The 25,124-nt window shown below is 72.5% G+C and carries 32 protein-coding genes; 17 read left to right on the forward strand and 15 right to left on the reverse strand.

Annotated elements, in window-relative coordinates:
* Window positions 1–5 precede the first annotated feature (5 nt).
* Entirely contained in the window at window positions 6–599 is a 594-nt protein-coding gene (locus tag RAN62_RS30290) for a response regulator transcription factor (protein WP_438874571.1), read from the forward strand.
* A gap of 264 nt (window positions 600–863) precedes the next feature.
* On the opposite strand, the gene RAN62_RS30295 is transcribed toward RAN62_RS30290, so the two are convergent.
* Window positions 864–1,763, reverse strand: coding sequence for an SDR family oxidoreductase (locus tag RAN62_RS30295; protein WP_305788226.1), 900 nt, complete (start codon window positions 1,761–1,763; stop codon window positions 864–866).
* Between the two features lie 127 nt (window positions 1,764–1,890).
* Here RAN62_RS30295 and RAN62_RS30300 point away from each other — a divergent pair, with 127 nt between their 5' ends.
* Complete coding sequence (locus RAN62_RS30300; RefSeq protein WP_305788227.1) at window positions 1,891–2,481, forward strand: TetR family transcriptional regulator; 591 nt, start codon at window positions 1,891–1,893, stop codon at window positions 2,479–2,481.
* 63 nt (window positions 2,482–2,544) lie between these two features.
* Here RAN62_RS30300 and RAN62_RS30305 read toward each other — a convergent pair whose 3' ends face one another.
* Entirely contained in the window at window positions 2,545–3,186 is a 642-nt protein-coding gene (locus tag RAN62_RS30305) for an MBL fold metallo-hydrolase (RefSeq protein WP_305788228.1), read from the reverse strand.
* Between the two features lie 65 nt (window positions 3,187–3,251).
* On the opposite strand from RAN62_RS30305, the gene RAN62_RS30310 reads away from it, so the two are divergent.
* Both RAN62_RS30310 and RAN62_RS30315 read left to right on the forward strand, forming a co-directional pair.
* Window positions 3,252–3,677: a MarR family winged helix-turn-helix transcriptional regulator gene (locus RAN62_RS30310; RefSeq protein ID WP_305788229.1), complete on the forward strand. Its 426-nt coding sequence runs from the start codon at window positions 3,252–3,254 to the stop codon at window positions 3,675–3,677.
* A 215-nt stretch (window positions 3,678–3,892) separates the two neighbouring features.
* Window positions 3,893–4,402: a DUF1062 domain-containing protein gene (locus tag RAN62_RS30315; protein ID WP_305788230.1), complete on the forward strand. Its 510-nt coding sequence runs from the start codon at window positions 3,893–3,895 to the stop codon at window positions 4,400–4,402.
* Here RAN62_RS30315 and RAN62_RS30320 read toward each other — a convergent pair.
* Window positions 4,392–5,315 (reverse strand): S66 peptidase family protein, encoded by a 924-nt coding sequence (locus tag RAN62_RS30320; RefSeq protein ID WP_305788231.1) that lies wholly within the window; start codon window positions 5,313–5,315, stop codon window positions 4,392–4,394. The two genes, RAN62_RS30315 and RAN62_RS30320, sit on opposite strands and share 11 nt — an antisense overlap.
* Entirely contained in the window at window positions 5,315–6,133 is an 819-nt protein-coding gene (locus tag RAN62_RS30325) for an alpha/beta fold hydrolase (protein WP_305788232.1), read from the reverse strand. Before RAN62_RS30325 ends, RAN62_RS30320 begins: the two co-directional genes overlap by 1 nt.
* Window positions 6,134–6,238: 105 nt before the next feature.
* Between RAN62_RS30325 and RAN62_RS30330 the strand changes: the two genes are divergently transcribed.
* The 4 genes from RAN62_RS30330 to RAN62_RS30345 are packed head-to-tail and all read left to right on the forward strand — an operon-like array spanning window position 6,239 to window position 8,948.
* Window positions 6,239–7,108 carry an AraC family transcriptional regulator gene (locus RAN62_RS30330; protein ID WP_305788233.1) on the forward strand — a complete coding sequence of 290 codons (870 nt, stop codon included), beginning with the start codon at window positions 6,239–6,241 and terminating at the stop codon, window positions 7,106–7,108.
* 9 nt (window positions 7,109–7,117) lie between these two features.
* The gene (gene lhgD / locus RAN62_RS30335) at window positions 7,118–8,314 is read left to right on the forward strand and encodes an L-2-hydroxyglutarate dehydrogenase (RefSeq protein ID WP_305788234.1); all 1,197 of its coding nucleotides are present in this window, start codon (window positions 7,118–7,120) and stop codon (window positions 8,312–8,314) included.
* Between the two features lie 9 nt (window positions 8,315–8,323).
* Entirely contained in the window at window positions 8,324–8,710 is a 387-nt protein-coding gene (locus tag RAN62_RS30340; protein WP_305788235.1) for a nucleotidyltransferase domain-containing protein, read from the forward strand.
* Window positions 8,694–8,948 (forward strand): pyridoxamine 5'-phosphate oxidase family protein, encoded by a 255-nt coding sequence (locus RAN62_RS30345; protein ID WP_305788236.1) that lies wholly within the window; start codon window positions 8,694–8,696, stop codon window positions 8,946–8,948. Before RAN62_RS30340 ends, RAN62_RS30345 begins: the two co-directional genes overlap by 17 nt.
* A 3-nt stretch (window positions 8,949–8,951) precedes the next feature.
* Here the strand turns inward: RAN62_RS30345 and RAN62_RS30350 are convergent, their stop codons facing one another.
* Complete coding sequence (locus tag RAN62_RS30350; RefSeq protein WP_305788237.1) at window positions 8,952–10,004, reverse strand: zinc-binding dehydrogenase; 1,053 nt, start codon at window positions 10,002–10,004, stop codon at window positions 8,952–8,954.
* 68 nt (window positions 10,005–10,072) lie between these two features.
* Here RAN62_RS30350 and RAN62_RS30355 point away from each other — a divergent pair, with 68 nt between their 5' ends.
* The 6 genes from RAN62_RS30355 to RAN62_RS30380 all read left to right on the forward strand — a co-directional run bounded on the left by RAN62_RS30355 (window position 10,073) and on the right by RAN62_RS30380 (window position 14,883).
* Window positions 10,073–10,843: a helix-turn-helix transcriptional regulator gene (locus RAN62_RS30355; RefSeq protein WP_305788238.1), complete on the forward strand. Its 771-nt coding sequence runs from the start codon at window positions 10,073–10,075 to the stop codon at window positions 10,841–10,843.
* A gap of 17 nt (window positions 10,844–10,860) precedes the next feature.
* Entirely contained in the window at window positions 10,861–12,234 is a 1,374-nt protein-coding gene (locus tag RAN62_RS30360) for a serine hydrolase domain-containing protein (protein WP_305788239.1), read from the forward strand.
* Window positions 12,231–12,815 carry a GNAT family N-acetyltransferase gene (locus tag RAN62_RS30365; RefSeq protein ID WP_305788240.1) on the forward strand — a complete coding sequence of 195 codons (585 nt, stop codon included), beginning with the start codon at window positions 12,231–12,233 and terminating at the stop codon, window positions 12,813–12,815. The genes RAN62_RS30360 and RAN62_RS30365 overlap by 4 nt, the downstream gene beginning before the upstream one ends.
* Before the next feature lie 42 nt (window positions 12,816–12,857).
* A complete protein-coding gene (locus RAN62_RS30370; protein WP_305788241.1) occupies window positions 12,858–13,211 on the forward strand; it encodes a type II toxin-antitoxin system RelE/ParE family toxin in 354 nt (117 codons plus the stop codon).
* A complete protein-coding gene (locus RAN62_RS30375) occupies window positions 13,208–13,507 on the forward strand; it encodes a helix-turn-helix domain-containing protein (RefSeq protein WP_305788242.1) in 300 nt (99 codons plus the stop codon). The genes RAN62_RS30370 and RAN62_RS30375 overlap by 4 nt, the downstream gene beginning before the upstream one ends.
* A gap of 71 nt (window positions 13,508–13,578) precedes the next feature.
* On the forward strand, window positions 13,579–14,883 hold the full coding sequence (locus tag RAN62_RS30380; RefSeq protein ID WP_305788243.1) for a cytochrome P450: 1,305 nt from the start codon (window positions 13,579–13,581) through the stop codon (window positions 14,881–14,883).
* 4 nt (window positions 14,884–14,887) lie between these two features.
* Here the strand turns inward: RAN62_RS30380 and RAN62_RS30385 are convergent, their stop codons facing one another.
* The 3 genes from RAN62_RS30385 to RAN62_RS30395 are packed head-to-tail and all read right to left on the reverse strand — an operon-like array spanning window position 14,888 to window position 16,498.
* Window positions 14,888–15,268 carry a YccF domain-containing protein gene (locus tag RAN62_RS30385; RefSeq protein WP_305788406.1) on the reverse strand — a complete coding sequence of 127 codons (381 nt, stop codon included), beginning with the start codon at window positions 15,266–15,268 and terminating at the stop codon, window positions 14,888–14,890.
* Window position 15,269: 1 nt separating this feature from the next.
* A complete protein-coding gene (locus RAN62_RS30390; protein ID WP_305788244.1) occupies window positions 15,270–16,118 on the reverse strand; it encodes a hypothetical protein in 849 nt (282 codons plus the stop codon).
* Window positions 16,115–16,498, reverse strand: coding sequence for a YunG family protein (locus tag RAN62_RS30395; RefSeq protein WP_305788245.1), 384 nt, complete (start codon window positions 16,496–16,498; stop codon window positions 16,115–16,117). Before RAN62_RS30395 ends, RAN62_RS30390 begins: the two co-directional genes overlap by 4 nt.
* A gap of 79 nt (window positions 16,499–16,577) precedes the next feature.
* Here RAN62_RS30395 and RAN62_RS30400 point away from each other — a divergent pair, with 79 nt between their 5' ends.
* Window positions 16,578–17,924, forward strand: coding sequence for a hypothetical protein (locus tag RAN62_RS30400; protein WP_305788246.1), 1,347 nt, complete (start codon window positions 16,578–16,580; stop codon window positions 17,922–17,924).
* A 91-nt stretch (window positions 17,925–18,015) separates the two neighbouring features.
* Here the strand turns inward: RAN62_RS30400 and RAN62_RS30405 are convergent, their stop codons facing one another.
* Genes RAN62_RS30405 through RAN62_RS30415 form a run of 3 tightly spaced genes read right to left on the reverse strand, consistent with a single transcriptional unit; the run spans window position 18,016 to window position 20,043 of the window.
* Entirely contained in the window at window positions 18,016–18,999 is a 984-nt protein-coding gene (locus tag RAN62_RS30405) for a tryptophan 2,3-dioxygenase (RefSeq protein ID WP_305788247.1), read from the reverse strand.
* Window positions 18,996–19,664, reverse strand: a complete 669-nt coding sequence (locus tag RAN62_RS30410) for a tryptophan 2,3-dioxygenase family protein (RefSeq protein WP_305788407.1) — start codon at window positions 19,662–19,664, stop codon at window positions 18,996–18,998. The genes RAN62_RS30405 and RAN62_RS30410 overlap by 4 nt, the downstream gene beginning before the upstream one ends.
* Before the next feature lie 22 nt (window positions 19,665–19,686).
* Complete coding sequence (locus RAN62_RS30415) at window positions 19,687–20,043, reverse strand: acyl-CoA-like ligand-binding transcription factor (protein ID WP_305788413.1); 357 nt, start codon at window positions 20,041–20,043, stop codon at window positions 19,687–19,689.
* 41 nt (window positions 20,044–20,084) lie between these two features.
* On the opposite strand from RAN62_RS30415, the gene RAN62_RS30420 reads away from it, so the two are divergent.
* Window positions 20,085–20,843 carry an SDR family NAD(P)-dependent oxidoreductase gene (locus RAN62_RS30420; protein WP_305788408.1) on the forward strand — a complete coding sequence of 253 codons (759 nt, stop codon included), beginning with the start codon at window positions 20,085–20,087 and terminating at the stop codon, window positions 20,841–20,843.
* Between the two features lie 58 nt (window positions 20,844–20,901).
* Window positions 20,902–21,828, forward strand: coding sequence for an NADP-dependent oxidoreductase (locus RAN62_RS30425; protein ID WP_305788248.1), 927 nt, complete (start codon window positions 20,902–20,904; stop codon window positions 21,826–21,828).
* 16 nt (window positions 21,829–21,844) lie between these two features.
* Here RAN62_RS30425 and RAN62_RS30430 read toward each other — a convergent pair whose 3' ends face one another.
* From RAN62_RS30430 to RAN62_RS30445, 4 genes are read right to left on the reverse strand one after another with little or no spacing between them, the layout of a single operon-like run.
* Window positions 21,845–22,645, reverse strand: coding sequence for an ABC transporter ATP-binding protein (locus tag RAN62_RS30430; RefSeq protein WP_305788249.1), 801 nt, complete (start codon window positions 22,643–22,645; stop codon window positions 21,845–21,847).
* Window position 22,646: 1 nt separating this feature from the next.
* Window positions 22,647–23,390, reverse strand: coding sequence for an ABC transporter permease (locus RAN62_RS30435; RefSeq protein ID WP_305788250.1), 744 nt, complete (start codon window positions 23,388–23,390; stop codon window positions 22,647–22,649).
* On the reverse strand, window positions 23,387–24,148 hold the full coding sequence (locus RAN62_RS30440; RefSeq protein WP_305788251.1) for an ABC transporter permease: 762 nt from the start codon (window positions 24,146–24,148) through the stop codon (window positions 23,387–23,389). Before RAN62_RS30440 ends, RAN62_RS30435 begins: the two co-directional genes overlap by 4 nt.
* Window positions 24,145–25,089, reverse strand: a complete 945-nt coding sequence (locus RAN62_RS30445; RefSeq protein WP_305788252.1) for an ABC transporter substrate-binding protein — start codon at window positions 25,087–25,089, stop codon at window positions 24,145–24,147. Before RAN62_RS30445 ends, RAN62_RS30440 begins: the two co-directional genes overlap by 4 nt.
* Window positions 25,090–25,124: the final 35 nt, after the last annotated feature.

Below are 25,124 nucleotides of genomic sequence, written 5' to 3' on the forward strand. Positions count from 1 at the left end.
TCCGGTTGCTGCTCGGCGATGACGAGGTTCTGGTTCGGGGTGCGCTCGCTGCCCTGTTGTCGTTGGAGCCGGACCTGAGCGTCGTGGCCGAGGCGTCCAGCGGCACCGAAGCCGCCGCTCTCGCGCCGGCCGTGCGACCGGACCTGGCCGTGCTGGATCTGGAGATGCCGCCCGGCGACGGGTTGGCGGCGGCTGCGGAGATTCGGGCGCGGCTGGGAGTGCCGGTGGTGTTGGTCACCCGGCATGCGCGGCCCGCGATTCTGCGGCGTGCTCTTGCCGCCGGCGTGCGGGGTTTCGTGCCCAAGACGACGCCGGCGGTGCGGCTGGCGGCCATCATCCGCGAGGTGCACGGCGGCCGGCGGTACGTGGATCCGGACATCGCCGCGGCCGCGCTGAACGAGCGGCCGTGCCCGCTGACGGCTCGCGAGCTGGAGGTGCTGCGAGCGACTCGCCATGGCGCCCCGGTCAGCGAGATCGCCCGAGCGGTGCATCTTGCGCCCGGCACTGTGCGCAACTACTTGTCGGGGGCGATGGCCAAGCTGCAGGCACCGACCCGGCACGCCGCCGCGCGCACCGCCTGGGAGCAGGGCTGGATATGACGCACGTCGTAGGGGAGCGCTCGGCCGGGCGGCGTCGTGCGGGGCTGGCACGGTCGGGTGGGAGAGGGCACTTACGCGCCGAGGTGCGCGACCTTGGGATCTTCGCCCGGGATGCGCCCGCGAGCCGCCGCGACGGATCCAGGTGCGCCCGCGATGCGCCCCCGACGTGTCCGGGTGCGCACGCGACGTGTCCGGGTGCGCCCGCGATGTGCCCGCGGTGCGCCCGCTCGCGGGGAGTCGAGCGGGTCACGCCGGTGTGAAGGGTCAGGCGGTGGTGTAGGCGCCTGCTCGGATGTCGTCGAGGAGGGTGGGGCCGGTGGGGGTCCAGGCGAAGGCTTCGCGGGTGATGGTGCTGGAGGCCCGGCCGTCCGCGGCCCAGAAGCCGCCGACGAAGGCGCCGAGTTCGTCGATGGCCTGCTGCGGGGTGACCGAGACGGCGGGGAGGTCGAGGACTTCGCCGATGGCTTCGGCGATGGCGCGGGTGGGGACGGCTTCCTCGGCGATGGCGTGGAGGCGGGTGCCGGCCGGGGCCTGTTCGATGCCGAGCCGGACCAGGCGGGCCGCGTCGGTGACGTGGGCCGCGGACCAGGCGTTGGTGCCGTCGCCCACGTAGGAGGCGTGGCCGGCGCGGCGGGCGGCGGCGACGATCAGGGCGATGAAGCCGTGGTCCCTCGTGCCGTGGGTGGTCGGGGCGAAGCGGGCGGCGATGCTGCGGACGCCCCGGCTCGTGTAGTCGAAGGCCAGGTTCTCGGTGCCGCCGCGCGGGGCGTCGGGGCCGACGTGGGGGTTGGGGTCGTTCTCGGTGACCGGGCGGCCCTGGACGAGACCGGCGATCCCGGCGGCGACCACGAACGGGCGGTCGGTGCCGACGAGCGTGTCCGCGAGCGTCTCGACCGCGGTGCGTTCGGCGCGGTTGGTCTCGGCCTGGTTGGTCCAGTCGTGCTTGTTGGCCAGGTGCACGACGGCCTCGGCCTCCGCGGCGCCCCGGCGCAGGGCGTCGAGGTCGTCCAGGTCGCCGCGCAGGACGAGCGCGTGCCTGGCCTTGAGGGCGGCCTCCGCCGCGTCGGTACGCGCGAGACCGACCACCTCGTGCCCGGCGGCGATGAGCTCGTCGACCGTGTGCGAGCCGATCCACCCGCTGGCGCCCGTGACGAATACCCGCATGATGTCCTCCACAACTCTGATGTCAGTGACTGAAATGACCGTACGCTCGACGTCAGCCGCTGTCATCACTCCCGGGCCGGTGATGTCAGTCACTGGCATCGTGGGGGAGGGGTAATAGAATCCGCGCATGGCTCGATGGCAGTCCGGCGCGCGTGAGCGCCTCCAGCAAGCTGCGATGAGCCTCTTCGTCGAGCACGGCTTCGAGGGCGTGACCGTCGCCCAGATCGCAGCGGCGGCCGGGCTGACCGAGCGCACGTTCTTCCGCTACTTCGCCGACAAGCGTGAGGTGCTCTTCCCGGGCCACGACGAGTTCGAGCAAGGTTTCCTGCGCGCCCTCGACAAGGAACATGCCCTCGACAAGGAAGCGGACGGCGACCCGATCTCCTTGGTCACGGCCGCGCTGGCCGGCGGGAGCGAGTTCTTCCCGGAGGAGCGCCGCGCCTGGTCCCGCACGCGCAACGCCATCCTGCGGACGCATCCCGGCTTCCTCGAGCGGGAGCTGCTGAAGATGTCCTCGCTGGCGGCGACGCTCACCCGCGCGCTGAGGGACCGCGGCGTCGACCCGATCGCCGCGGCCCTCGCGGCCGAGACCGGGGTCACCGTCTTCCGCACCGCGTTCACGGCCTGGATCGCCGAGGGTGAGACCCGCACGCTGCCCGAGATCCAGGACGAGGTCCTGGCCCGGCTGCACGGACTCCTCGACACCCGGCAGCCGTAAAGGCCAAGGGGGCCAGCGCGCAGCCAGGGAGGCCAGCGCGCGGCCAAGGGGGGCAACGGCGGATCACACCGCCGTGGACTCGCCCGCCGGCAGGATCTCCAGCGGCAGGCCGGTCAGCCCCTTCTCCCCGAGCAGCATCCGCGCGGAGTTCTGCCCCAGCTCGCTCAGCATCAGCTCATGCACCTGGATCACGCGCGCCGGCCGCACCGCCCGGACGAAATCGGCCGCCTCGCCGAACTTCGTCCACGGCCCGCTGGTGGGCAGCAGCAGCGTCTCGACCGGGGCCTCGGGTGCGCGGTACGAGTCGCCGGGGTGGAAGACCTTGCCGCCGACCAGGTAGCCGACGTTGTCGACGAGCGGGATGTCCGGGTGGATCAGGGCGTGCCGTTCGCCGTGCACCGTGACGTCGAGCCCGGCCACTGTCAGCTGGTCGCCGCCGCGCACGGTCACCACTTGCCCGCCGCGCTCGCCGAGCTTGGCCTGAATCCCGGCCGGCCCGTAGACCCGCAGCTCCGGCCGCTTGTCGAGCGCCACCGTGAGCGCGGCGTCGTCGAAGTGGTCGAAGTGCTCGTGTGTCACCAGCACGGCGGCCGCGCCGGCGATCAGCTCGGCGGCGTTCGGGGTGAAGGTGCCCGGGTCGATGAGCAGCGTGCCCTCGCTGCCGGTGAAGGTGACGCAGGCGTGGGCGTACTTGGTCAGGTGCATGGCTGTCCCTCGGCATATCGCTGTATAGGTAAGGCAACTATACAGCGAGGCTGTAGAGTTGCCGCATGACCGACGACATCGCGGAGCAACTCCGGCTGGCGGTCGGCCGGTTCGTCCGCACGACGCGCGCCCAGGCCGACACCCTCCCGCCGGCCCGCGCCGAGCCGCTGGGCGTCCTGCACCGCGACGGCCCGCTGACGATCGCGGCCCTGGCGGCCCGGCGCGGCGTCAAACACCAGAGCATGAGCCGTACGGTCGGCGACCTCGAAGCCCTCGGCCTGGTGCGCCGGGAGCCCGACCCCGGCGACGGCCGCGCCTACCTGATCACCCTGACCGCCGCCGGCGTCGCCGCGCTGGACGCCGACCGCCGAGCCCGGCGCGAGTGGCTGGCCCACGCCATCGCGACCCGCCTGAGCCCGGCCGAGCGGGAGCTCCTGAACGCCGTTCCCGCCCTCCTCGACAGGCTCTCGGCCGCTGAAAAAGCTGAGTGAAGCTGAATAAAGCAGCCCATCAAGGGCCGGAAAAACAGGTGGAGCGCCGCGCCCCGACGGGGTTAAGGTCCGAACCGAATCTGTCGGCAGGCAACGAGGACGGTCCCGTGTACACCCTGTGAGTTCTCCGAGATCCGAAGAGGCGCCGCCTTCTTCGTGCTGCGGTTTTCTCACGAATATCGGGTGTATTCATCGTGCTCAGGAATTGGGCCGTCGTGCCCACCTGCCTGCCGCTCGTCCTTCGCCGGTGCCATGACTGCGGCGCCGCGAGTTTCCGGGCCGGCGGCAAGTTCCGGATCAATGCCCATCATAAATTGCTCGACGTCTGGCTTCTGGTGCTGTGCACCGGGTGCGGGACGACGGCCAAGCTTTCCGTGCTGGAACGGGCCACCGTGCGGTCGATCCCGCCGGACCGGCTGGATCGGTTCCATGCCAACGATTCCGGGCTGGTGGCCGAGGTGCTGCGGGATCCGGCTGTGCACCGGCGCAACCGCGTCGCCTTGGACTGGACGGGGGCGTGGCGCCTGGTCGCTGCGGGCCCGGGCGAGACCATTGCGGTTCACTTCGCGGCGCCCATTCCCGTACGCCCGGTGCGGTTGATCGCCGAAGGCTGCGGGTTCAAGCGGTCCGAGGTGGAGCGATTGATAGCCGACGGGAGGATCGTGTCGGCGCAACGGTTGAGCGGAAAGATATCCAGTGACTTCGAGCTGACCCTCAGGTGTTGACCGGCGGCACGGTCAGCGTGCCCTCGTCGGCGTCGAGCACGGCCGGCAGGCCCAGCGCGAAGGACTGCTGCTCCATGCCGTGCCCGACGGCCAGACCGCCGAGGACGGGTACGCCGAGGGGGAGCAGCCGCTCGGCGAAGACCTGCTGCACCGCCTCGGCCGGCCCGCAGCCGGTGAACTGGCCCAGGGCGACGCCGGCGAGCCCGTCCAGCCAGCCGGCCCGGTGCAGCTGGACGAGGAGGCGGTCGAGCTTGTAGGGGACCTCGTTCACGTCCTCGAGCACGAGGATCGCCCCGGTCAGGTCCGGCTTGTGCTTCGAGCCCGCGGTGGCCGCGAGCACGGCCAGGTTGCCGCCGAGCAGGACGCCTTCGGCGCGGCCGGCCGAGCGTACGGGGAAAGTGTCTTCGGTCGGATCGGCCACGAGCACCGTGGGCGCGGAGGTCATCAGCGCCGACCGGAGGCTGTGCGCGGTGGCGGTGCCGGCGCCGCGGTCGAGCAGGCCGACCGTGGCGCCGTGCACCGTGACCAGCCGGGCCTCGCACCAGAGCGCGACGTGCAGCGCCGTGATGTCGGAGAAGCCCAGCACCAGTTTCGGGTCGGCGCGGACGGCGGCGAAGTCGAGGTCGTCGACGATGCGTTGCGCCCCGTAACCGCCGCGCAGGCACAGGATGCCGCGGACCTCCGGGTCGCGGAAGGCGTCGTTGAGGTCCGCCAGCCGCTGCTCGTCGGTGCCGGCCAGGAAGGTCCAGCGGCTCAGGGCGTGGGCACCGAGCCGCACCCGCAGGCCCCACGACGTGAGCACCCGCTCGGCCGCGGCGGCCCGCTCGGGCTGCATGGCCCCCGACGGGGCGACCAGGGTCACCAAATCACCAGGACGCAACACCGCCGGCCGTACGGGCGCCAAGTCGATCATCAGCGCAGTGTAAGCACCGCCTCGGTGAACTCCTCGGGCTGCTCCACGTGACCGAAGTGACCGCTGCCCTCGAGCCACCGCACCTCGGCGCCCGGGATTCCGTCGGCGAGCAACGCCGTCCAGCCGGGGGCGCACAGGAAGTCGTGGCGGCCCGCGATCACCACGGTGGGCACCTTGAGCTCGCCCAGCCGCTCCCGGACGTCGAAGACCACCGGGTCCGGCGCCGTGGCGGGCGCGGTCGCCATCCGGACCGCGGCCCGGAACGGTTCGTAGGCATCGCGGCGGCTCCAGAAGTCCGCGAAGTAGACGGGCAGGGCCGTGGCGAACTCCCGGGTGATGGTCTCGTCGTCCCGCGCGGCGAGCGCCCGCTGGAAGGCGGCGGGCACCTCGGCGGCCTCGGGCACGTCCGGGTGCCGGGCCGGATAGGCGGCGAGCCGGCGCATGCCGTCGGCCCAGAAGTCCGGTCCCGCGTACGGCGACGTCGAATAGAGGGTCAGCCCGGCGACCCGCTCCTGGTGCGCCAGCGCGTACTGCTGCGTGACGAAGCCGCCGTGCGAGTGGCCGAGCAGGTGCACCTGGTCCTCGCCCAGCCCGTCGATCAGCCCGGCGAGGAACCGCACGTAGGTGGCCAGGTGATAGTCGGCGACCGGCCCGGAGCCTCCGGTGCCCACCGGCGCGGGGTAGACCATGGTGAAGTGTTCCTCGAGCCCGGGCGAGCGCAGATAGCTCCAGTCCAGCCCGGGGCCGCCGGGGTGGGCGACGCAGACGGGCCCCTGACCCGCCACGTGGTAGACCTGGCGAACCCCATCGATAATCATCTCTTTTTCCTGCACATCCTCACTCAACACCAGAGTGCGGCAGCGGGGCCATGCTCCGGCGGCGCCGGTTCCATACGACTTTGTCGCCGAAGTACCATCCGACCGGTGGACAAGATCACCGAAGCGGTCGCCACCACGCGCGCCGGGCGGGCCGTGGCGACGCGCAACCGGTTCGCGGGGGAGTGGTCCACGCGGTTCCCCGAGATCAACGGCTCCGCGCTGCACATCGTCCGCCGGGGCGCGCCGTGGCTGAGCACCGGGCGGCGAGCGCCGGTGCCGACGAAGCCCGGCGACGTCGTGTTCCTGCCGTTCGGGCCGCCGCACGGTTTCAGCCACGCCCCGGCGCCGCTGAGCGGCATGCCGCCGGTCGAGACGCGCCTGCCGCACTCCGGCCCGTACGACATCGAAGTGGTCTCCTGCTGTTATCACCTCGATCGCGGGCGCGTGCACGAGTCGTTCCGCGGGCTGCCGGAAGCCGTCACGGTCAACCTCGACGAGCAGGGTGACCCGGCGCTGCGAGCCGTGGCCGACCTGCTGGTCGAGCACGCCGCCGGGGACGGGCCCGGCCGCGACATCGCCCTGCCCGCCGTCGTCGACCTGCTGCTCGTCCACCTGCTGCGCGTCCGGCCCGGCGACGGCGAGACGGTCGACCCGCCGATCGCGCGGGCGCTGCGGGCCGTACGCGATGATCCGCACAAAGCCTGGACCGCCGCCCAGCTGAGCGGGGTCGCCGGCCTGTCCCGCGCGGTGTTCGCGCGCCGGTTCACCGCCGCGATCGGCGAGCCGCCCGGCGCGTACCTGCTCAAGCGGCGCCTCGATCAGGGCGCCCAGCTGTTGCGTTACACCGAGCTGCCGCTGGCCGCCATCGCCGCACGGCTCGGCTACGCCACCGAATTCAGCTTCGCCGCCGCCTTCCGGCGCGAGTTCGGCATAGCCCCGGGTCGATTCCGCCGCCGTGAGCGCGCGGTGTCGTAGGGTGCGGACGTGGCTGACAACGTCATCGGCATCGTCGGCGCCGGCATCGTCGGGCTGGCCGTCGCGCGCGAGCTGACCCGCCGCCGCCCCGGCGTCCGCGTCGTCGTGGTCGAGAAGGAGGACCGCGTCGCCGTCCACCAGACCGGCCACAACTCCGGGGTCGTGCACGCGGGCATCTACTACCAGCCCGGCAGCCTCAAGGCGCGGCTGTGCACCCGCGGCGGCGCGCTGCTGCGCGACTACTGCGCCGAGCGGGACATCCCCTACGACGAGTGCGGCAAGCTGGTCGTCGCGGTCACGCCCGATGATGTCGTACGCCTGGACGCGCTGGCCGCCCGCGCGGGCGAGAACGCCGTCCCGGGCCTGCGCCGGCTGGACGCCGCGGGCATCCGCGAGATCGAGCCGCACGCCACCGGGCTGGCCGCGCTGCATTCGCCCCGCACCGCCATCACCGACTACGTGCGGGTGGCCGAGTGCTTCGCCGAGGACGTGACCGCCGCCGGGGGCGAGGTGCGCTTCGGCTTTCCGGTCACCTCCATCACCTCCGGGCGTACGGGCCTCCGCGTCGGCTCCCCGGACGACAGCGTCACCGTCGACCAGCTCGTCATCTGCGCGGGCCTGGGCAGCGACACCGTCTCGGGGCTGGCCGGCTTCGCCGCCGCGCCGCGGATCATCCCGTTCCGCGGCGAGTACATGCGGGTCGTCCCGGAGAAGACCGCCCTGGTCCGCGGGCTGATCTATCCCGTGCCCGACCCGCGCTACCCCTTCCTCGGCGTCCACTTCACCCGCCGCGTCGACGGCACGGTCGAGGTCGGCCCCAACGCCGTGCTCGCCACGGCCCGCGAGGGCTACCGCCGCCGCGACGTCTCCGTGGCCGACCTCTCCGCCATCACCGCCTGGCCCGGCACCTGGCGCATGGCCGCCCGCCACTGGAAGACCGGCGTCCGCGAGATGTACGGATCCATGTCCAAGCACGCCTACATGAAGGCCGCCCGCCGTTACGTCCCGTCCATCGGCGCCGCCGACGTCGTCCGCGCCGGCGCCGGGGTGCGCGCCCAGGCCCTCGACCGCGACGGCAGCCTGGTCGACGACTTCCGCATCCAGCGCAGCGGCCCGATCACCGCCGTCCGCAACGCCCCTTCGCCGGCCGCCACCTCGAGCCTGGCCATCGCCGAGCACATCGTCGACGTGCTCACGAGTCGATAACATCGTGCGGTGAGTGGTCATCAGCTTTCGCCGGCGGAGATCGACGCCCTCCCCGGCCGGTGGTCGTCCTGCTGGGCCCCGGACCAGGTCGCCCACCACCTCGCCGGCGTGGCGACGCCCTGGTGCGTGGCGGCGGGCTGGGCGTTGGATCTCTTCCGGGGCAGGCAGACCCGCTCGCACGGGGACATCGAGATCGCGATCCCCGCCGCGGGCTTTCCCGGCATCCGCAGCCGTTTCGCGGGATACAGCTTCGACACGGTCGACAGCGGCCGCATCTGGGAGGACGCCACCCCGGGCCAGCGTGCGACCTTGGCGGACCTGCTCGCTCGTGTGCATCCGGGGCATCGCTGGCTCGCGTATCTGTCGGAGGGCGGGGGAGATGTCCGACCGGCTTGATCCCGAGGTTGCCGCGCGGCTGGAGCGGGAGCCGCTGGCCTGGCTGTGCACGCTGAGGGGCGACGGGAGCCCGCACCTGACCCCGGTGTGGTTCGTCTTTCATGACTCGCCGGACCTCGTCGCACGGTTCAAGGCGAAGTACGACTGGGACATCACCGTCTCGAACGAGCGAGAGGGCGTGCGCGTGCTGATGGAGATCCCCGTCGAGCGGTGGCTGCTGGCCGGCGTCGCGCAGTGACGATCACGGGACAAGGGCCACGAACCCCAGGCCCGTCGTACGCTCGGCCAGGTCGAGGGCGGCCGCCGGGTCGTCGAGGCCGACGGTGTGCACGTCCACCGTGGACAGGTCGAGCGCCCCGGATCGGATCAGGTTCCACACCGTGGTGACGGTCCGGTCGTCGCTCATCCACGAGCCGCGCACGGTGAGGCGCCGGTGCATCAGGTCCCCGTACGGGATGGTCAGGTCTTGTCGCACGCCGCCCACCAGCACCAGCGTGCCGCGCCCCCGCAGGCTGTCGTAGCCGGCCATGGTCGCGTCCGCCGTGGGGGTGGCGCCCAGCGCGTCGAGGACAATGTCCACCGGGCCGATCGCCGCCGCGTCGGTCGTGCGGTCGCCGCTCAGCCGGTGGGTGCGAACGCGGGGGCCGAGCTCACCGAGCCGGTCGAGCGCCTCCTTGTTGCGGCCCACCGCCGTCACCGTCGCCGCGCCCTCCGCGAGCGCCATCAGCACCGCCGCGCCGCCGAGCTGACCCGTGGCGCCGATGACGGCGACGTCGCGGCCGGCGAGCGGGCCCGCGGCGTGCAGGCCCGAGGCGGCGATGCACAGCCACGGCAGGAACGACAGGCGCGCGGGATCCGGGTGATGCTCCGCACCGGGCAGCTTGACCAATGTCTCCTTGGCGCACAGGGCCCGCTCCGCGAAGACGCCGTCGTGCCAGACCGCGCGCATGCGATCCGTACGCTCGCTGCCCGCCCCGGAGCCGCCCAGCCCGACCCACCCCACCAGGATCTCGTCGCCGTCACCCGCGTCGAGCAGCGCCGTGTCGAGCACGATGTCGCCCGGCGCCACGTGGAACACGTCGGGCGCGACGTCGATCACCCGCCCGAGACAGGACGGGCCCAGGGTCAGCGGCAGGGGGAGGCCACCGCGGTTCCCGCTCACCACCACCTTCGTGTACGCGGGCAGGTGCGCGGCCAGCACCTCCACCAGCACACCACCACCGCGCAGCGCCGGGGCGGGCACCTCGGAGACACGTACACCATCGTCGGCCGAAGCCACAGTCCAAGCTCTCATGCGTCGAGTCTGACTTGCGTCTAAGCTGGTATCCAGGGCGCTTTTATTCTGGTACCGGAGGTCCTATGATGAGCACCGAGCTGGGGGCCTTCCTGCGCAGCCGGCGTGAGCGGATCGGTCCCGCCGACGCGGGCCTGCCCGTCACCGGCCGCCGCCGCACGCCCGGGCTGCGCCGCGAGGAGCTGGCCCTGCTGGCCGGCATCAGTGCCACCTGGCTCACCTATCTCGAGCAGGGCCGCGGCGTCCGCCCCTCGGCCCAGGTGCTCGACGCCCTGGCCCGGGCCCTCCGCCTGACCGCGGCCGAGCAGGAGCACCTGCGCCGCCTCGCCGCCGGGTCCGCCGCCCCCGAGGACCCGGGCGAGCAGGCGGCGCCGGAGGTCGCGGGCGTCCCGGCGCTCTTCGGCGACCATCCCGCCTATGTCACCGGCATCTGCTACGACCTGCTGGCGATCAACGACGCCGCGCTGGAGCTCTTCCGCAGCGTCGAGCCGGGCGGCAACGTGGTCCGCTGGATGTTCACCGAGCCCACCGCCCGCGAGGTGCTGGTCGACTGGGAGCAGGAGGCCCGCGGCATCCTCGCCCGGCTGCGCGCGATCGCGGGCCGGCACCAGGGCCACCCCCGCGTGACCGCCCTCGTGGCGGAGCTGACCGCCGCGAGCCCCGAGGTCCGCGAGTGGTGGCCGCACTACGACATCCAGTTCAGCCACGCGGGCCACAAGCGCTTCCGCCACCCGCGGCTGGGCGTGATCACCGTGGCGCACGCCGCCTTCCACGTCGCCGAGCGCCCCGAGCAGACCCTGGTCGTCTATCACCTGCCGGACGAGAAACCGTTTCCGTGACGCTGTAGGTTCGGCGGGTGAGCGAAATCGATCTTCTCCCCGAAACCCGTCGCGCCCTGCTGCATCGGCTTGCCACCGGGCAGGTGGAGGGGCGGGCGCCGTCGGTCGTGGCGGCGATCCTGCGCGGCGGGCGGCCGGTGTGGACGCAGGGGTGGGGCTCGGTCGACGGCGTGACGCCCGGCAACGACGTGCAGTATCGGATCGGGTCGATCAGCAAGACGTTCGTGGCCGTACTCGTGCTGCGCCTGCGCGACGCCGGCCGGCTGGCGCTCACCGACCCGCTGGAGCGGCACCTGCCCGGCACCGCGGCGGGTGACGTCACCGTCGGGGAGCTGCTCGCGCACACCTCCGGCCTCGCGGCCGAGACGCCGGCGCCGTGGTGGGAGCGCTCGCCGGGCGCGGTGCGGCCCGAGATCGCCGACATCCTGGGCGCGGACCCGCGCAAGCACCCGGCCGGGCGGCGCTTTCACTACAGCAATGCCGGGTACGGCCTCCTGGGCGCGCTGGTCGGCCGGCTGCACGGCGAGCCGTGGTTCGACGTGCTGCGCCGGGACGTGCTGGAGCCGCTGGGCCTGACCCGGACGTCGCTCATGCCGCAGGCTCCGCACGCGCACGGCTGGGCGGTGCATCCGTGGGCCGACGTGCTGCTGCCCGAGCCCGCCGAGGACGCCGAGCTGCTCGCGCCGGCCGGGCAGCTGTGGTCGACGATCGCCGACCTGGGCCGCTTCGCCACGTTCCTGCTGCACGGCGACGACCGGGTGCTGTCCGCGGACTCCGTCGCCGAGATGCGCGAGCCCGCGTGCCCGCCCGAGGCGATCAGCTGGAACTCCGGCTACGGCTACGGCACCCAGCTCCTGCGCCACCAGGACCGGCTGCTGTCGGGGCACACCGGCTCGATGCCCGGCTTCGTGTCGACGGTCTGGACCAGTCCGGAGGAGGACCTGGCCGTCGTCGTGCTCGCCAACACCACCGCCGGGCTGTCCGTGGGCGGCCTCGCGGCGGAGCTGCTCACCATCGTCGCCGACCGCGAGCCGCGCATCCCGGCGCCGTGGCAGCCGCTGCCGGAGCTGGACCCGGAGCTGCTGGCGCTGGCCGGCCCCTGGTACTGGGGTCCCGCCCCGCTCCTGCTGAAAGTCCGGCCCGGCGGGCTCCTGGAGCTGGGCGGGCTCCGGGGCGGCGGCCGCGGCGCCAAGCTGCGCCCGACCGGCCCCGACACGTGGATCGGGCTGAGCGGCTACTACCACGGCGAGACCCTGCGGGCCGTCCGCGACGACGCCGGCCAGGTGACGCACCTCGACCTGGGCAGCTTCGTCCTGACCCGCCGGCCGTACGATCCGCCGGCCGTCATTCCCGGCCACGTCGACCCGGCGGGATGGCGAGGACAGTCATGAGACGGGCCCTGGTCACGCCGCCGACCATCCCCGCCGGCTCGCTGGCGACGGGACCGCAGCCCGAGCTTCCGGCGCCGGGCGGGCTGCTGCTGCGCCCGTGGCAGGACATCGACGCCGGCGTGTTCCTCGGGGCGTACCGGGATCCGGCGATCAGCCGATGGCACACCCGCCAGCCGGAGTCGGAGGACGAGGTCCGCGAGTGGTTCGCCGGCTATCGCCGCAGCTGGCAGACGGAGACGGGGGTCAGCTGGGCCGTGACCCGGGACGGCGAGGTGCTCGGGCGCATGGCCCTGAACAGCGTCGACCTCGACGACGGCGTGGGCGGGATCGCGTACTGGGTGCTGCCGGCCGCCCGCGGCGCGGGGGTGGCCCCGCGCGCCCTGACCGCGCTCGCGTCCTGGGCCTTCGGCGCCGGCTTCCACCGTCTCCACCTGAACCACTCCACCCACAACGAGGCGTCCTGCCGCGTCGCCACCAAGGCCGGCTTCCGCCTCGAAGGCACCAAACGCAGCGACGCCGTCCACGCCGACGGCCGCCACGACATGCACCTCCACGCCCGACTCCGCACCGACCCCGTTTGATCGATTGGCTCGGTCCGCCCTCCGGGGCATAGCATCGCTGCTATGACCTGGGGTATGGTCGAACTCGAGCCGGAGGTGGAGAAATGGCTGGCAGGCCTGTCGACGGCGGAGTTCGCGAGGGCGGCGTTCTATATCGAACTGCTGGCGGAGCGGGGGCCGTTGCTTGGTGAGCCCTACACAAAACAGCTGGATGGCAAGCTGCGCGAGCTGAGATTTCATCTGGATCGGCAGACGATCAGAGTTACTTACTGGATCGCCAGCGGCCGACGGATCATCTTGCTGACGGTGTTCCGAAAGATGCGTATGCGGGAGGGGTCGGAAGTCGATCGCGCCCGCCGGGCGCTGACGCGTTGCGTGACCGAGGCGCATGAGGCGACGGATGAGGGGGAGCCATGAACGAGCGTGGTGACTGGGCTGTGATGCGGGATCGGCGCCTGGCGGAGCCCGGGGCGGCGGAGGCGTACGAGGCGGCGCGGCTCGCCTTCGAGCTCGGCGCCGCCGTGCGGGAGCTGCGCGAGGGCCGGGGCTGGAGCCAGACCCAGCTGGCGAAGGCGGCCCGCATGACACAGTCGGCCATTGCCCGCTTCGAAGCCGGCGGCACCGTGCCTACGCTTCCGGTGTTGGAGCGCCTGGCGACGGCGCTTGACGTCAATCTCAGCGTGAGCTTCGTCCCGCGCGGCACCGCGGCCTGAAACGGCATTCCGCCGAGACCGGGGACGATCGATAATCGTCGGTACGAGTCGCCTGCCGGAGGGTCGTGCCGATGTCTGTCGATGCCGAGCCCGCGGGCGTGCGGCTGCCGCCCGGGCCGCGGGTGCCGCGGGCGGTGCTGGCGGTGCCGTTGCTGACGATGCGGCCGCGGGTGCTGGCCGGGCTGCGCCGGCGGTACGGGCCGGTGTTCAGCCTCGACATGCCGTTGAGCGGCCCCTGTGTGCACCTGGGTGACCCGATGCTGATCCGGCAGCTGTTCACGACCAGTCCCGAGCTGCTCACGACCGTCGAGCCGAACCTGGGCCGGGTGCTGGGCCGCCGGTCGTTCTTCGAGCTGGACGGGGAGGAGCACAAGCGCCAGCGCAAACTGCTCGTGCCGCCGTTCCACGGGCGGCGGATGCGGGACTACGAGGAGATCATCGCCGAGGAGACGCGGCGGGAGGTGGCGGGCTGGCCCGAGGGGCGGGCGTTTCCGACGTTGCCGTCGATGATGCGGATCACGCTGAACGCCATTCTGCGCGCGGTGTTCGGTGCGGCGGGGGCGGAGCTCGGCACGCTGCGGCGCCTGCTGCCACCCATGATCACGTACGGGTCGCGGCTCATGCTGCTGCCCGGCGACGGCCACCGGCTGGGGCGGTGGAACCCGTGGCGGCGCTTCGAGGCGTACCGGCGGGAATTCGACGCCGTGATCAGCACTCTGATCGCCCGCGGGCGCGCCGATCCGGACCTCGCCGGCCGGCGCGACGTGCTGGCGCTCATGCTGCTCGCCCGTTATGACGACGGCAGTCCCATGGCCGACGGCGACATCGCGGATCAGCTGCTGACCCTGCTCGCCGCCGGGCACGAGACGACGGCGACCCAGTTGGCGTGGGCCTTCGAGCGGGTACGCCGGCATCCGGCGGTGCTCGAACGGCTGGCCGACCCGGTCTTCCGCGCGGCCACACTCGTCGAGGTGCAGCGCACCCGCCCGGTCATCGACCTGACCAGCCGCCGCGTCAAGGCCGAGACCCTGCCCATCGGCGACTGGGTCATCCCGCGCGGGCATACGGTGGTCGCCGCGATCAGTCTCGTCCACAGTGACGACCGGATCTTCCCGGACGCGGCCCGATTCGATCCGGACCGCTTCGCCGGGGCCGCCCCGGACACGTACACCTGGATCCCCTTCGGCGGCGGCACCCGGCGCTGTCTCGGGGCCGCCTTCGCCACGATGGAGATGGACGTGGTGCTGCGGACGGTGCTGGACGAGTTCGAGCTGCTGCCGACGACCGAGCCGGGGGAGCGGCTGTTCAACCGCGGCGTCGCCTACGCCCCGGCGAAGGGCGGCCGGGCCGTCGTCCGCCGGCGCCGTCGGACCTGATCGGTCAGGGGAGGTCGACGACCTCGCGGCCCAGGGGCCAGAAGGCGACCGGGACCAGCTTGAAGTTGGCGATGCCGAAGGGGATGCCGATGATGGTCACGCACTGGGCGATGCCCGTGGCGATGTGGGTGAGGGCGAGCCACCAGCCGGCGACGACGACCCAGACGATGTTGGCGAGGCCGGAGGCGACCCCGGCGCCCGGGCGGGCCACCACCGTGCGCCCGAAGGGCCACAGCGAGTAGACGGCGAGCCGCATCGCCGCGACGCCGAAGGGGATCGTGACGATGAGGGCGAAGCAGATCAGGGCGGCGATGCCGTAGCCGATGGCCAGGAGGAAGCCGCTGCCGAAGACGAACCAGAGGACGTTGAGGATCAGTCGCACCAGCTCATTGTGACCGGCGCTGTCGAGCGTACGTCTCCCCGAGCACCACGAGCCCGGGCGTGGCGCCGAGCAGCCAGAGCAGCAGCAGCGGCCAGCTGACCAGGAAGGACACGGCGCCCCGGGTGTCGACGGGGCGGGCGCTGAAGTCGAACGGGCAGCTGAGGTCGTACTCGCCGGGTGTGTCGATCGTGACCGTGCCCACCCACACGTCGGCGGTGGCGTCGATGCTGTAGTCGACCGGCACCGCGAGCGTGCCGACGGCCCGGCCGTCGATCTCGCAGCCCGCCGCGCCGCCCTCCGCCGCGTCGTGCCGGTGCACGGCCCAGCGCCCCGCCGCCAGGGTGCCGGACGGCGGGGCGGGGGCGCCGGCCGGGGAATCGGTGCTGTTGCGGGCGGCGATCTCAATCACGGAGGGCACGACGATCATGCCCAGCAGCGCCAGGACGCCGCCCGCGACATAACGCCAGCGCCGGGGCGGGCCGGCCGGGCCATGGAACAGCCGGCGGAGCCCGTGACCGGCGGCCGCGCCGAGGAGGGCGAGCGGCAGGGCCGCGTACACCCGGAAGCCGGCCTGTTGGTCCAAGGGCGCGACCCACCGCGACAGACCGATGATGATCAGCAAAGCCAGCGCGCCGGTCACCGCGCCCGCGACGAGAGCGCCCGGCCACGAGCGCGCGCGGACCAGCGCCGCGAGCACGGGCAGCGACACCACGGTCCACAGAAACAGCTCGTGGGCGTGCGGGAACGTCTCCAGCGGATGGGTGGCCGCGTTGACCAGAAGCGGCATCGGCACGGCCACCACGAACCAGAGGGCCCACGCGCTGGGCGTCGGCAACTGGCGCACCAGGATCATGCCGACATGATGCCCCGCTCGATCAAGCGCCCCCGGAGCAGCTCGTACTGCTCCCGGCACCGCCCCGGCGGCCCGGCCGGCCGGGACTGCACCGCTCCGCCGACCACTCGCTCCTCCGTCCGGAACTGATCAGCAGTGAAGTCGATCTCCCGGCCCCCGGGCAACCGGTTCCAGTAGTGATGCCCGACCTTGACCCCGGCCACGTGCACCTCGGCCAGGACCAATTCACCCCCCAGCAGATCCTGGACGACCAGAGCGGTCACCCCGCACTGCCCGCGCGCCGGATTCCGGGGCGTCCAGTCGTCAAGGTCATGCGGATCACAGGTGTCCCGTCCCCACGCCGCCCGCAGGGCCGGGCGTAACTCCTCGAGTGTTGTCATGCCCAGGAGTCTGGGGCCTCGACTTGATCGAGAGTCAAACAATATGATGTCGGTCGATCTGACACGGGGGAGGATCAGCGTGCCTTCACGCCTTGGTTCCACTGCTCTGCTCGCCACGTCTCTGCTGCTGCTCGCGCCCGCCGCGGCGGCTCAGGCGGCGCCCGCTCCGGGCTTGTCGCTCGACCTCAACGACGTCACCGTCGCGATCGGACCCGCCGGGGCGCGCAGCTTCGTCACGCTGGTCAACACCGGCGACGAGCCGATCGTGCTGCCCTCGGTGCGGCTGACCGCCGACGCCGGCGACCTGCGCGGCAAGGCCGTCCTGGACGGCGGGTCCGACTGCACCGGCGACGGGTCGGCGCTGGTCTGCAGCTATCCGGGGACCACGGTGGACGCGCATTCGTACGCGGGTCTCGCGATTTTGACCGTACGCTCCACCGCCGGCGCGCAGGCGGGTGACAGCGGCACGATCCGCTACTCGGTCGGCGACGCCACGGGCACCGCCCGGGTGACGCTCGCCGAGGAGGTCGGGCTGACCGCCGAGCCCGAGCTGACGACCGCCGGTGCGCCCGGTGGGACGGCCACCATCGCGCCCGGTGTGACGAACAACGGCCCCAACCCTGCCCGCGGCGTGGTGCTCGCCGGCGGCAGCGGCTCGGTCAACCTGTCCTACGAGCGCACGTTCAGCAACTGCCTCTACGCGGACCACGAGTTCTTCTGCGACTTCACCGAGGTGCTGGAGCCGGGCAAGCAGTACGTCCCGGCCGAGGGCATCCCCCTGAAGATCCGCCCGGACGCCCCGGCGCCGTCGCAGTACCGCAGCGGCACCCAGTGGCTGGCCACCACCGACGCGGTCAAGCTGAGGGAGGAGTTCCTGCAACGCAACCCCGAGACCAGCTTCGGTACGGGCGCCCCGCTGCACCTGGTCGAGAAGGTCGCACCGGCGAGGCGCGCAGCCGGTGCCCAGACCGATCCCGACGAGCTCGACAACTACACGGTCATCACCGTCGACATCACCGGCGAGAACCTCCCCGACGAGGCAGCAACCGGAGCCACCGTGCGAGGCGCAGTCGGTGACGTGGTGGACGCGGCCGTCGGCTTCACGAACCACGGCCCCGCCCGCCTCGACTACGCGCGTGACTTCCCTTCGCGGGTCGACGTCGTCGTGCCGTCCGGGGTCACGGTCCTTTCGTACGACAGCCAGCACTGCTGGCCGACCGACCCGTTCACGACGTTCGACTGCCAGTTCTCCGACGACGTCGAGGTCGGCCAGACGGTGACCTTCCCGTTCACGCTCCGCCTTGACAACCCGGGGACGTCGACCGGCTCGGTCAAGGTCGTGACCAGCCTGTACGACGGATCGCCGGCGCCGGACGCCGATCGCACCAACAACACGGCCGCGCTCGTGGCGATCGCCACCGCCTGACCGGCCCGCGCCACCGGCCGACGGGCCACCGCTCACCGAGTGGTGGCCCGGTTCGCGTCCGGGACGAGCTGCCGGGGAAGAGGTCAGCCGCTCACTCGCGGAACGGGCAGCCGGTGAAGACGGGGATCGCGCGCGCCTCGGCCAGATAGGACGGGCCGGCGGTGTAGCCGGTGCCGGGGCGGTCCGGGCCCAGCATGCGGACGGCGACGCGGTAGTGGGTGCGGCGCCACTGGGTGAGGGCTTCGGCGAAGTCGGTCATGGCCGCGTGGGTGGCGCGGTCCGGGGTGAGGACGGCGTCGATCGTGGGGCCGCCGGCCAGGACGCGGACGCGGACCTCCGGCACCGACAGGTACGCCTCGGAGGCCAGCCGGGCGGCGTCGGGGCGGCGGGCCAGGCTCTCCATCAGCTTGTAGTGGCGTGACTGGATGGCGCTCGCCCCCTCGGTGTAGCGGCGGAAGCGCTGGAACGCCTCGACGCTCATCGTGGCGAGCGCCGACCAGAGGGGACCGCGCGATCGCAGCCGGTCGGCGGCGAGGTGCAGGGCTTCGGGGGAGAAGGCCGACAGGTCGGTGACGATCTGGGCGAAGGTGAGCTCGAAGGCCTGCAGCACCCGGATGAACAAGTGCTCGTCGTGCACGGTGGCGACCGGCAGCATCGTGCAGCGCAGCAGCAGGCGTTCCGCCGGGGTGGGGGTGACGTCCAGCGCGGGGCGAGCCCGCCGGAGGTGCCGGACGCGCTTGGCCGTGTCGGCCGGGCGCAGGTCGGGCAGCCGGGACCCGGGCGCCTCCTCGAAGGCGATCGCGTCGTCGAGCAGCAGGGCCACGAGCCGGTCGCGGTCGCCCTCGGCCCGGTCGAGCAGGGGGAGGGCCAGGTAGCTGCGGTAGTCGTAGCGCTTGTCGAACTTGTCCAGGAGCACGTCGACGAGGACGGGGTCGAAGGGGCAGCCGGCCAGGGCGTCGAGGAGGTCGGGCGGCACGTGGTGCTTGCCGTGCCGGAGAAACTCGTCGAGCACCGGCCCGTACGGGAAATCGCCGCCGGAGGCAGTGAAAGCGCGGACGGCAGCAGCAGCAGTCATCGCCCGGCCTCGGTGATCTGGGTGCGCACCGCCCAGAGGCGCGGGAAGAGCTTGTGCGCGATCAGCCGCGCGAGCGTGTCGACCGGCGTGCCCTGCGTGCCGAGCACGGCGTGGCCGATTATCCGGGTGGCGATCTTGTAGTGCTCGGTGCGCCAGAGGGCGATGCGCTCGTCCAGCTCGACCATGGCCTCGGCGAGGCGGTGGAGCCCGTCGGTCGGGTCGCCGCGGTAGAGCTCGGTGAGGTCCAGCCCGGCGGCGGCCAGCTGGAGATCGAAGGTACGGCCGAGGGCACGCGCGGCCTGCCGCAGACCCTGCCACCCGGGCGACTCCGCGCCGGAGCCGGAGCCCAGCGCGGGCCGCAACCGGGCGAAGCCGGCCGGGGTCAGGTGCCGCAGGATCTCCAGCTGGCCGATGATCAGCCGCAGCACCGTCGCGGCGCGGCGCACGAGCAGCTCGGCGTGGCCGGCCCGCCCGGCACCCGCCTCCTCGACCGCCCGGTGCAATTGCGTGGTGGCCAGCTTGAGCCACAGCTCGGTGCTCTGATGGGTGATCTGGAAGAGCGGCTCGTCGGGGTGCACCCACTCCTCGGGGGTGCGTTGCAGCGCCAGGAGCTCGTCGGTGCGCATGTAGAGCGCGTAATCGGTGGGCACGGAACCCGACGTTATCGATGTTGCTCGATCAACATTGTCACTCCACGGGGTGAAGCGTGCCCATCGCGCGGTCCAGGTGGGTGGTCAGCGGCTCCTCGCCGTCCGCGTCCGCCAGCCAGGCCTGCTGGGCGGCGATCAGGCACCCGAAGGCCGCGGCGGTCCAGGCCGGGAGGGCCGGATGGTCGGCGCGCGCCCGCAGCACCGCGACCACGTCGTGCTGGAAGAGCTGCAGCCGTTGCAGGTAGGTCGCCAGCAGGCTCGGGCTGTCGAACACCATCCGGTGCACCGGGCGCAGCGCCGCCTGGGGCTGCGGGGAGTCGAGGATGTCGAAGAGCCGGCGCAGCGACGTCCACACCGGCTCGCCGGGCGGCCGGTCGCGCAGCGCGTCGAGCATGGACGGCTGGTTCGCCTCGAACTTGCCGACGACGATGTCGCCTGCACGCCGAGGGTCATCGGGTCGTCATCGTCGGGCGCTCGCCCCGGAAGACGCAGGCCGTGGCCCGGGAGCTCGGCGCCGACCACTTCGTCGCCGACTTCACCCGCCTCGGCGAGGTGCGAGAACTCGCCGCCGAGCTCGATGCCGCGTACCCCCGCATCGACGTCCTGGCCAACAACGCCGGCGGCATCTTCGGCGAGCGCACCTTGACGGCCGACGGCTTCGAGCTGACGTTCCAGGTCAACCATCTGGCGCCGTTCCTGCTCACCACCGCGCTGCTCGGCAAGCTCGGCGTCGTGCTGCAGACCGCCAGCAGCAGCGCCCGGCGCGCCGGACCGCTCGCCGTCGACGACCTCAACTTCGCGCGCTCGTACGACGTGGCCGCCGCCTACAGCACCACCAAGCTGGAGAACGTCCTCTTCGCCCGGGAGCTCCACCGCCGCCACCACGCCGACGGCATCTCCGCCGCCGCCTTCCACCCCGGCAACATCGCCAGCAACTTTGCCGCCGGCACCACGAGCCGCGTCCACAAGTTCATCGTCACCAACCCCCTGACCCGGCGCGCCCTGCTCACCACGCCGGACCAGGGCGCCGACACCCTGTGCTGGCTCGCGACCTCGGCGCCGGGCACCGACTGGCAGCCGGGCGGCTACTACGAGAAGCGCCGGCCGGCCACGACCGCCGCGCAGGCCTCGGACGCGGACCTCGCCCGCCGGCTCTGGGAGCGCTCCGAGGAGTTACTTGCTTCAAATTCGTAGCGGTGCTACCTTCTCCGTAGTTGCTTCGAAAACGAAGCACAAGCGGAGGAGAAGAGCCATGAAGGCAGTGCGATTCCACGAGTACGGCGACCCGTCCGTCCTGCGCCAGGAGGACGTGGAGCTGCCCGTTCCCGCCGCCGGGCAGGTCCGGGTGCGGGTGGCGGCCACGTCGTTCAACGGTGTCGACGGCAACATCCGGGCCGGGTTCATGCGGGGCCCGATCCCGGTCGAGCTGCCGCACACGCCGGGCCTCGACGTGGCGGGCACGGTCGACGCGCTGGGCGAGGGCGTCACCGGGTTCGCGACCGGCGACGAGGTCATCGGTTTCCTGCCGATGACGGGGACCGGGGCGTCGGCGGAGTACGTCCTCGCGCCGGCCGAGGTGCTGACCCGGGCGCCCAAGAGCGTCCCGCTGGCCGACGCCGCCGCGCTGCCCGTCGTCGGGCTGACCGCGTGGCAGGCGCTGTTCGAGCACGGCCAGGTGGCGGCCGGGCAGCGGGTGCTGATCAACGGCGCCGGTGGGGCGGTCGGTGACTACGCTGTCCAGCTGGCCCAGCGCGCCGGGGCGTACGTGATCGGCGTGGCCGGCCCCCGCAGCAGCGCACGCGTCACGGAGGCCGGCGCCGCCGAGGTGCTGGGCCACGACGCCGCCGAGGTGGGCGAGCCCGTCGACGTGGTGCTGAACCTGGCGCCGGTCGAGCCGGAACGACTGGCGTCACTGGTCACGCTGATCCGCGACGGTGGCGTGCTGGTGAACACGACGGTGTGGATGCCCGCGCCGTCGGACGAGCGGCGGGGCGTACGCGGCATCAATCTCTTCGTGCGCAGCGACAGCGAGCAGCTCGCTCAGCTGGTGGCGCTGGCGGACGCGGGCGAGTTGAGCATCGAGGTCGCGCGCCGGGTGCCGCTGGCCGAGCTGCCGGCCCTGCACGCCGAGGCCGCCGCCGGCACGGTGACCGGCAAGGTCGTCGTCCAGGTCGGCTGACCGCGTGCCGGTGCTGTCATGTCCGGACCGGCGACTCGGGACGGTGGCCGCGCTTGGCCAGCTGGACCAGCTCGTAGACGTGGGCGCGCAGCTCCGTGAAGCGCGCCGACCCGCGGGTGGTCAGCTGGTCGCGCTCGGCGGGCAGGTCGATCGGCACGTCCTCGAGGATGACGGTCGGCCGGTGGGACAGGACCAGCACGCGCTGGGCCAGGTAGACCGACTCGTCGATGTCGTGGGTGACGAACAGGACGGTGACGCCGAGGTCGCGCCACAGGGTGCGGACCAGGTCCTCGAGGTCGGCGCGGGTCTGGGCGTCGACGGCGGCGAAGGGCTCGTCCATCAGCAGGACCGACGGCTCGTACGCGACGGCCCGGGCGATGGCGACGCGCTGCTGCATGCCGCCGGAGAGCTGCCAGGGGTGGGCCTCGGCGGAGTCGGCCAGGCCCACGGCGGCCAGCGCGGCGTCGCAGGCGGCCCGGCGGGCGGCGCGCGCGAGACCCTTCTCCTTGAGGGGCAGTTCGATGTTCCCGCGTACGGTCAGCCACGGGAACAAACTCCGGCCGTAGTCCTGGAACACCACGGCCATCCCGGGCGGCGGCCCGGTGACGGTCGCGCCTTCGAGGGTGACGGTGCCGCTCGTGGCCGGGAGCAGGCCGGCGATGCAGCGCAGCAGCGTGGTCTTGCCGGCGCCCGAGGGGCCGACGATGCAGACGAGCTCGCCGCGGCGCACCTGGAAGGTCAGGTCGCGGACGGCCTCGACGGACCGGCCCGGACCGGTGTAGGTCTTGGCCAGCCCGGCGACGTCCAGAGTGATCATGTCAGCCTTCCCGTTCCGCCCGGCGCCAGCCGTGGTACCACGCCAGGGTGTGCCGTTCGACCAGCTGGAACAGCCCGGAGAGGGCCACGCCGAGCAGGCCGAGCAGAATGATGCCGGTCCACATCTGCGGGACGGCGAAGCCGCGCTGGAACTGCACGACGGCGGCGCCGAGCCCGCGGTTGGCCCCGAAGAGCTCGCTGATCACCATCAGGATGACGCCGACGGACAGCGCCTGGCGGGCGCCGGTGGCGATGCGCGGGCCGGCGCTCGGGACGATCACTTTCAGCGGGGCGATGTGATAGCTGCGGGCGGTCTCGCGGGCGACCTCGTCCACCGACCGGACGCCCTCGATGGTGTTGAGCAGCACGGGCCACAGGCAGCCCAGCGTGATGGTGACGACCTTGGCGGTCCAGCCCGTGTAACCGGCGACAAGCGCGATGATCGGAATCAGCACCGGCGGCGGGAGGGCCCGGAAGAACTCGAGCACGGGTTCAGCCATGAAAAACACCGTCCGAAATGTCCCCAAGGCAACACCCGCCGCGACGCCGAGGAAAAGCGCGAGGAAGAAGCCGATCAGGAGCCGCACCACACTGGGCACCACGTCGTGCAGCCAGAAGTCGCCGGTCCAGGTCGACGGGACGGCCGCGACGATCGCCGGCAACGGCGGCCAGAAGAAGCTGGTGCTCCCCGCCGACGCCGCCCACCACAGCGCCACGAGAACCACGGGCAGGCCGATGCGTTTCACAAATCCCTCCGCACGGACGTGTGCCAGCGCAGCGCCCGCCGCTCGACGGCCCGCGCCGACGCGTTGACGGCGACGCCGATCAGGCCGACGACGATCACCAGCGCGTACGTGTCGGCGACCGCGCCCGAGCTCTGCGCCACCCCGATCGAGCGGCCCAGCCCCGGCACGCCGATCACCAGCTCGGCGGTGATCTGCAGGATCAGGGCGACCGCCGCGGCCAGGCGCACGCCGGTGACGACGTACGGCATCGCGGTCGGCCACACGACCCGGCGCACGACCGCCCACCGCGAGAAGCGGAACGAGCGGGCGGTGTCGCGGACCACGGGGTCGACGTCGGCCACGCCGTACAGCACCTGGACGAGCACCTGCCAGAACGCCGCGTAGACGACCAGGACCAGCGCGGACTGCGGGCGGCTGCCGTAGAGCAGCACCACCAGCGGGATCAGCGCGACCGACGGGATCGGGCGCAGGAACTCGATCGTCGTGGCGGTGACCGCGCGCAGGAAGGGGACGCCGCCGATGACGATCCCGGCGGCGACACCCGCGAGCACCGCGACGGCCAGCCCGATCGCCCAGCCGCGCAGGGTCTGGGCCAGGGCGGTCCAGAAGCCGCCCGTGCCGGCCTCGTCGCCGAGCGCGGACACCATGCTGCTGAAGGGCGGCAGGAACCGGGTGTCCACCAGCCCGAGCCGGGGCAGCAGCTCCACGACGGCGACGAGGATCAGCAGGCCGGCGACGCCGAGCAGCGGGCGCCTCACGGCAGCAGGGCGGTCAGGTCCGGCTGCTTGGTGAGGACGCCGTCCTGGGTCGCGAGGTCGGCGAGGACCTGCACCGATGCCTTGTCGACCGCGGACGGCCACTTCGGCAGGACCATCTTCTGCTGCACGGCGGGATCGATCTTCGTGTACGTCGTCAGCACCGCCCGGGCCTCGTCGGGGTGCGCGCTCGCGTACTCCAGCGACTTGTTCATGGCCGTCGTGAAGCCGGCCACCGCCGCGGCGTTCTCCTGGGCGAACTTCGTGGACGTGAAGTACATGCCGACGGTCAGCCCCGGCGCCGTACCCGCGTAGTTGGACGTGATCTGCTTGTCGCCCTGCCCGGCGGCGATGGTCAGGAACGGCTCGACGACCTGGCCGGCGTCGACGTCCCCCTTGGCGACCGCGCTGACGATGTCGGGGAACGGCAGTTCGACGTACGTGATCGTGCTGGGGTCGCCGCCCGCCTTGCGCACGACGCTGCTGACCGTGGTCGTGTTGATGTTGCGCAGGGTGTTGACCGCCACGCGTTTGCCGGCGAGGTCCTTCGCGGACGTGATCGGGCTGTCCTTCTTGACGATGACCGCGCCGAAGTCCTTGCCCTCCGCGCCCGTGGAGGCCACGCCGTTGGCGACCGCCTTGAGCGGCAGCCCTTGCGCGTTGGCCAGCAGCAGCGAGACGGTGTTGCTGAAGCCGAACTGGTACTGCCCGGCGACCACGCCGGGGACGATCGCGGCGCCGCCCTGGGCGGTCTCGAGCTTGACCTCGAGCTTCTGCTCGGTGAAGAAGCCCTTCTGGACACCGAGGTAGATCGGGGCGACGTCGACGATCGGGATGACGCCGATCGTGAGCTTGGTCTGGCCGGACGCGGTGGTCCCGGAGTCCCCGCAGGCGCCGACGGCCAGGGTCAGGGTGGCGAACAAGGCGACGAGGCGACGGGCCATGGCTCCTCCTGAGGTCGACGCGAGGGACGTTACAC

This window comes from Symbioplanes lichenis, from assembly GCF_030709675.1.
GTDB classification, from domain to species: Bacteria; Actinomycetota; Actinomycetes; order Mycobacteriales; family Micromonosporaceae; genus Actinoplanes; species Actinoplanes lichenis.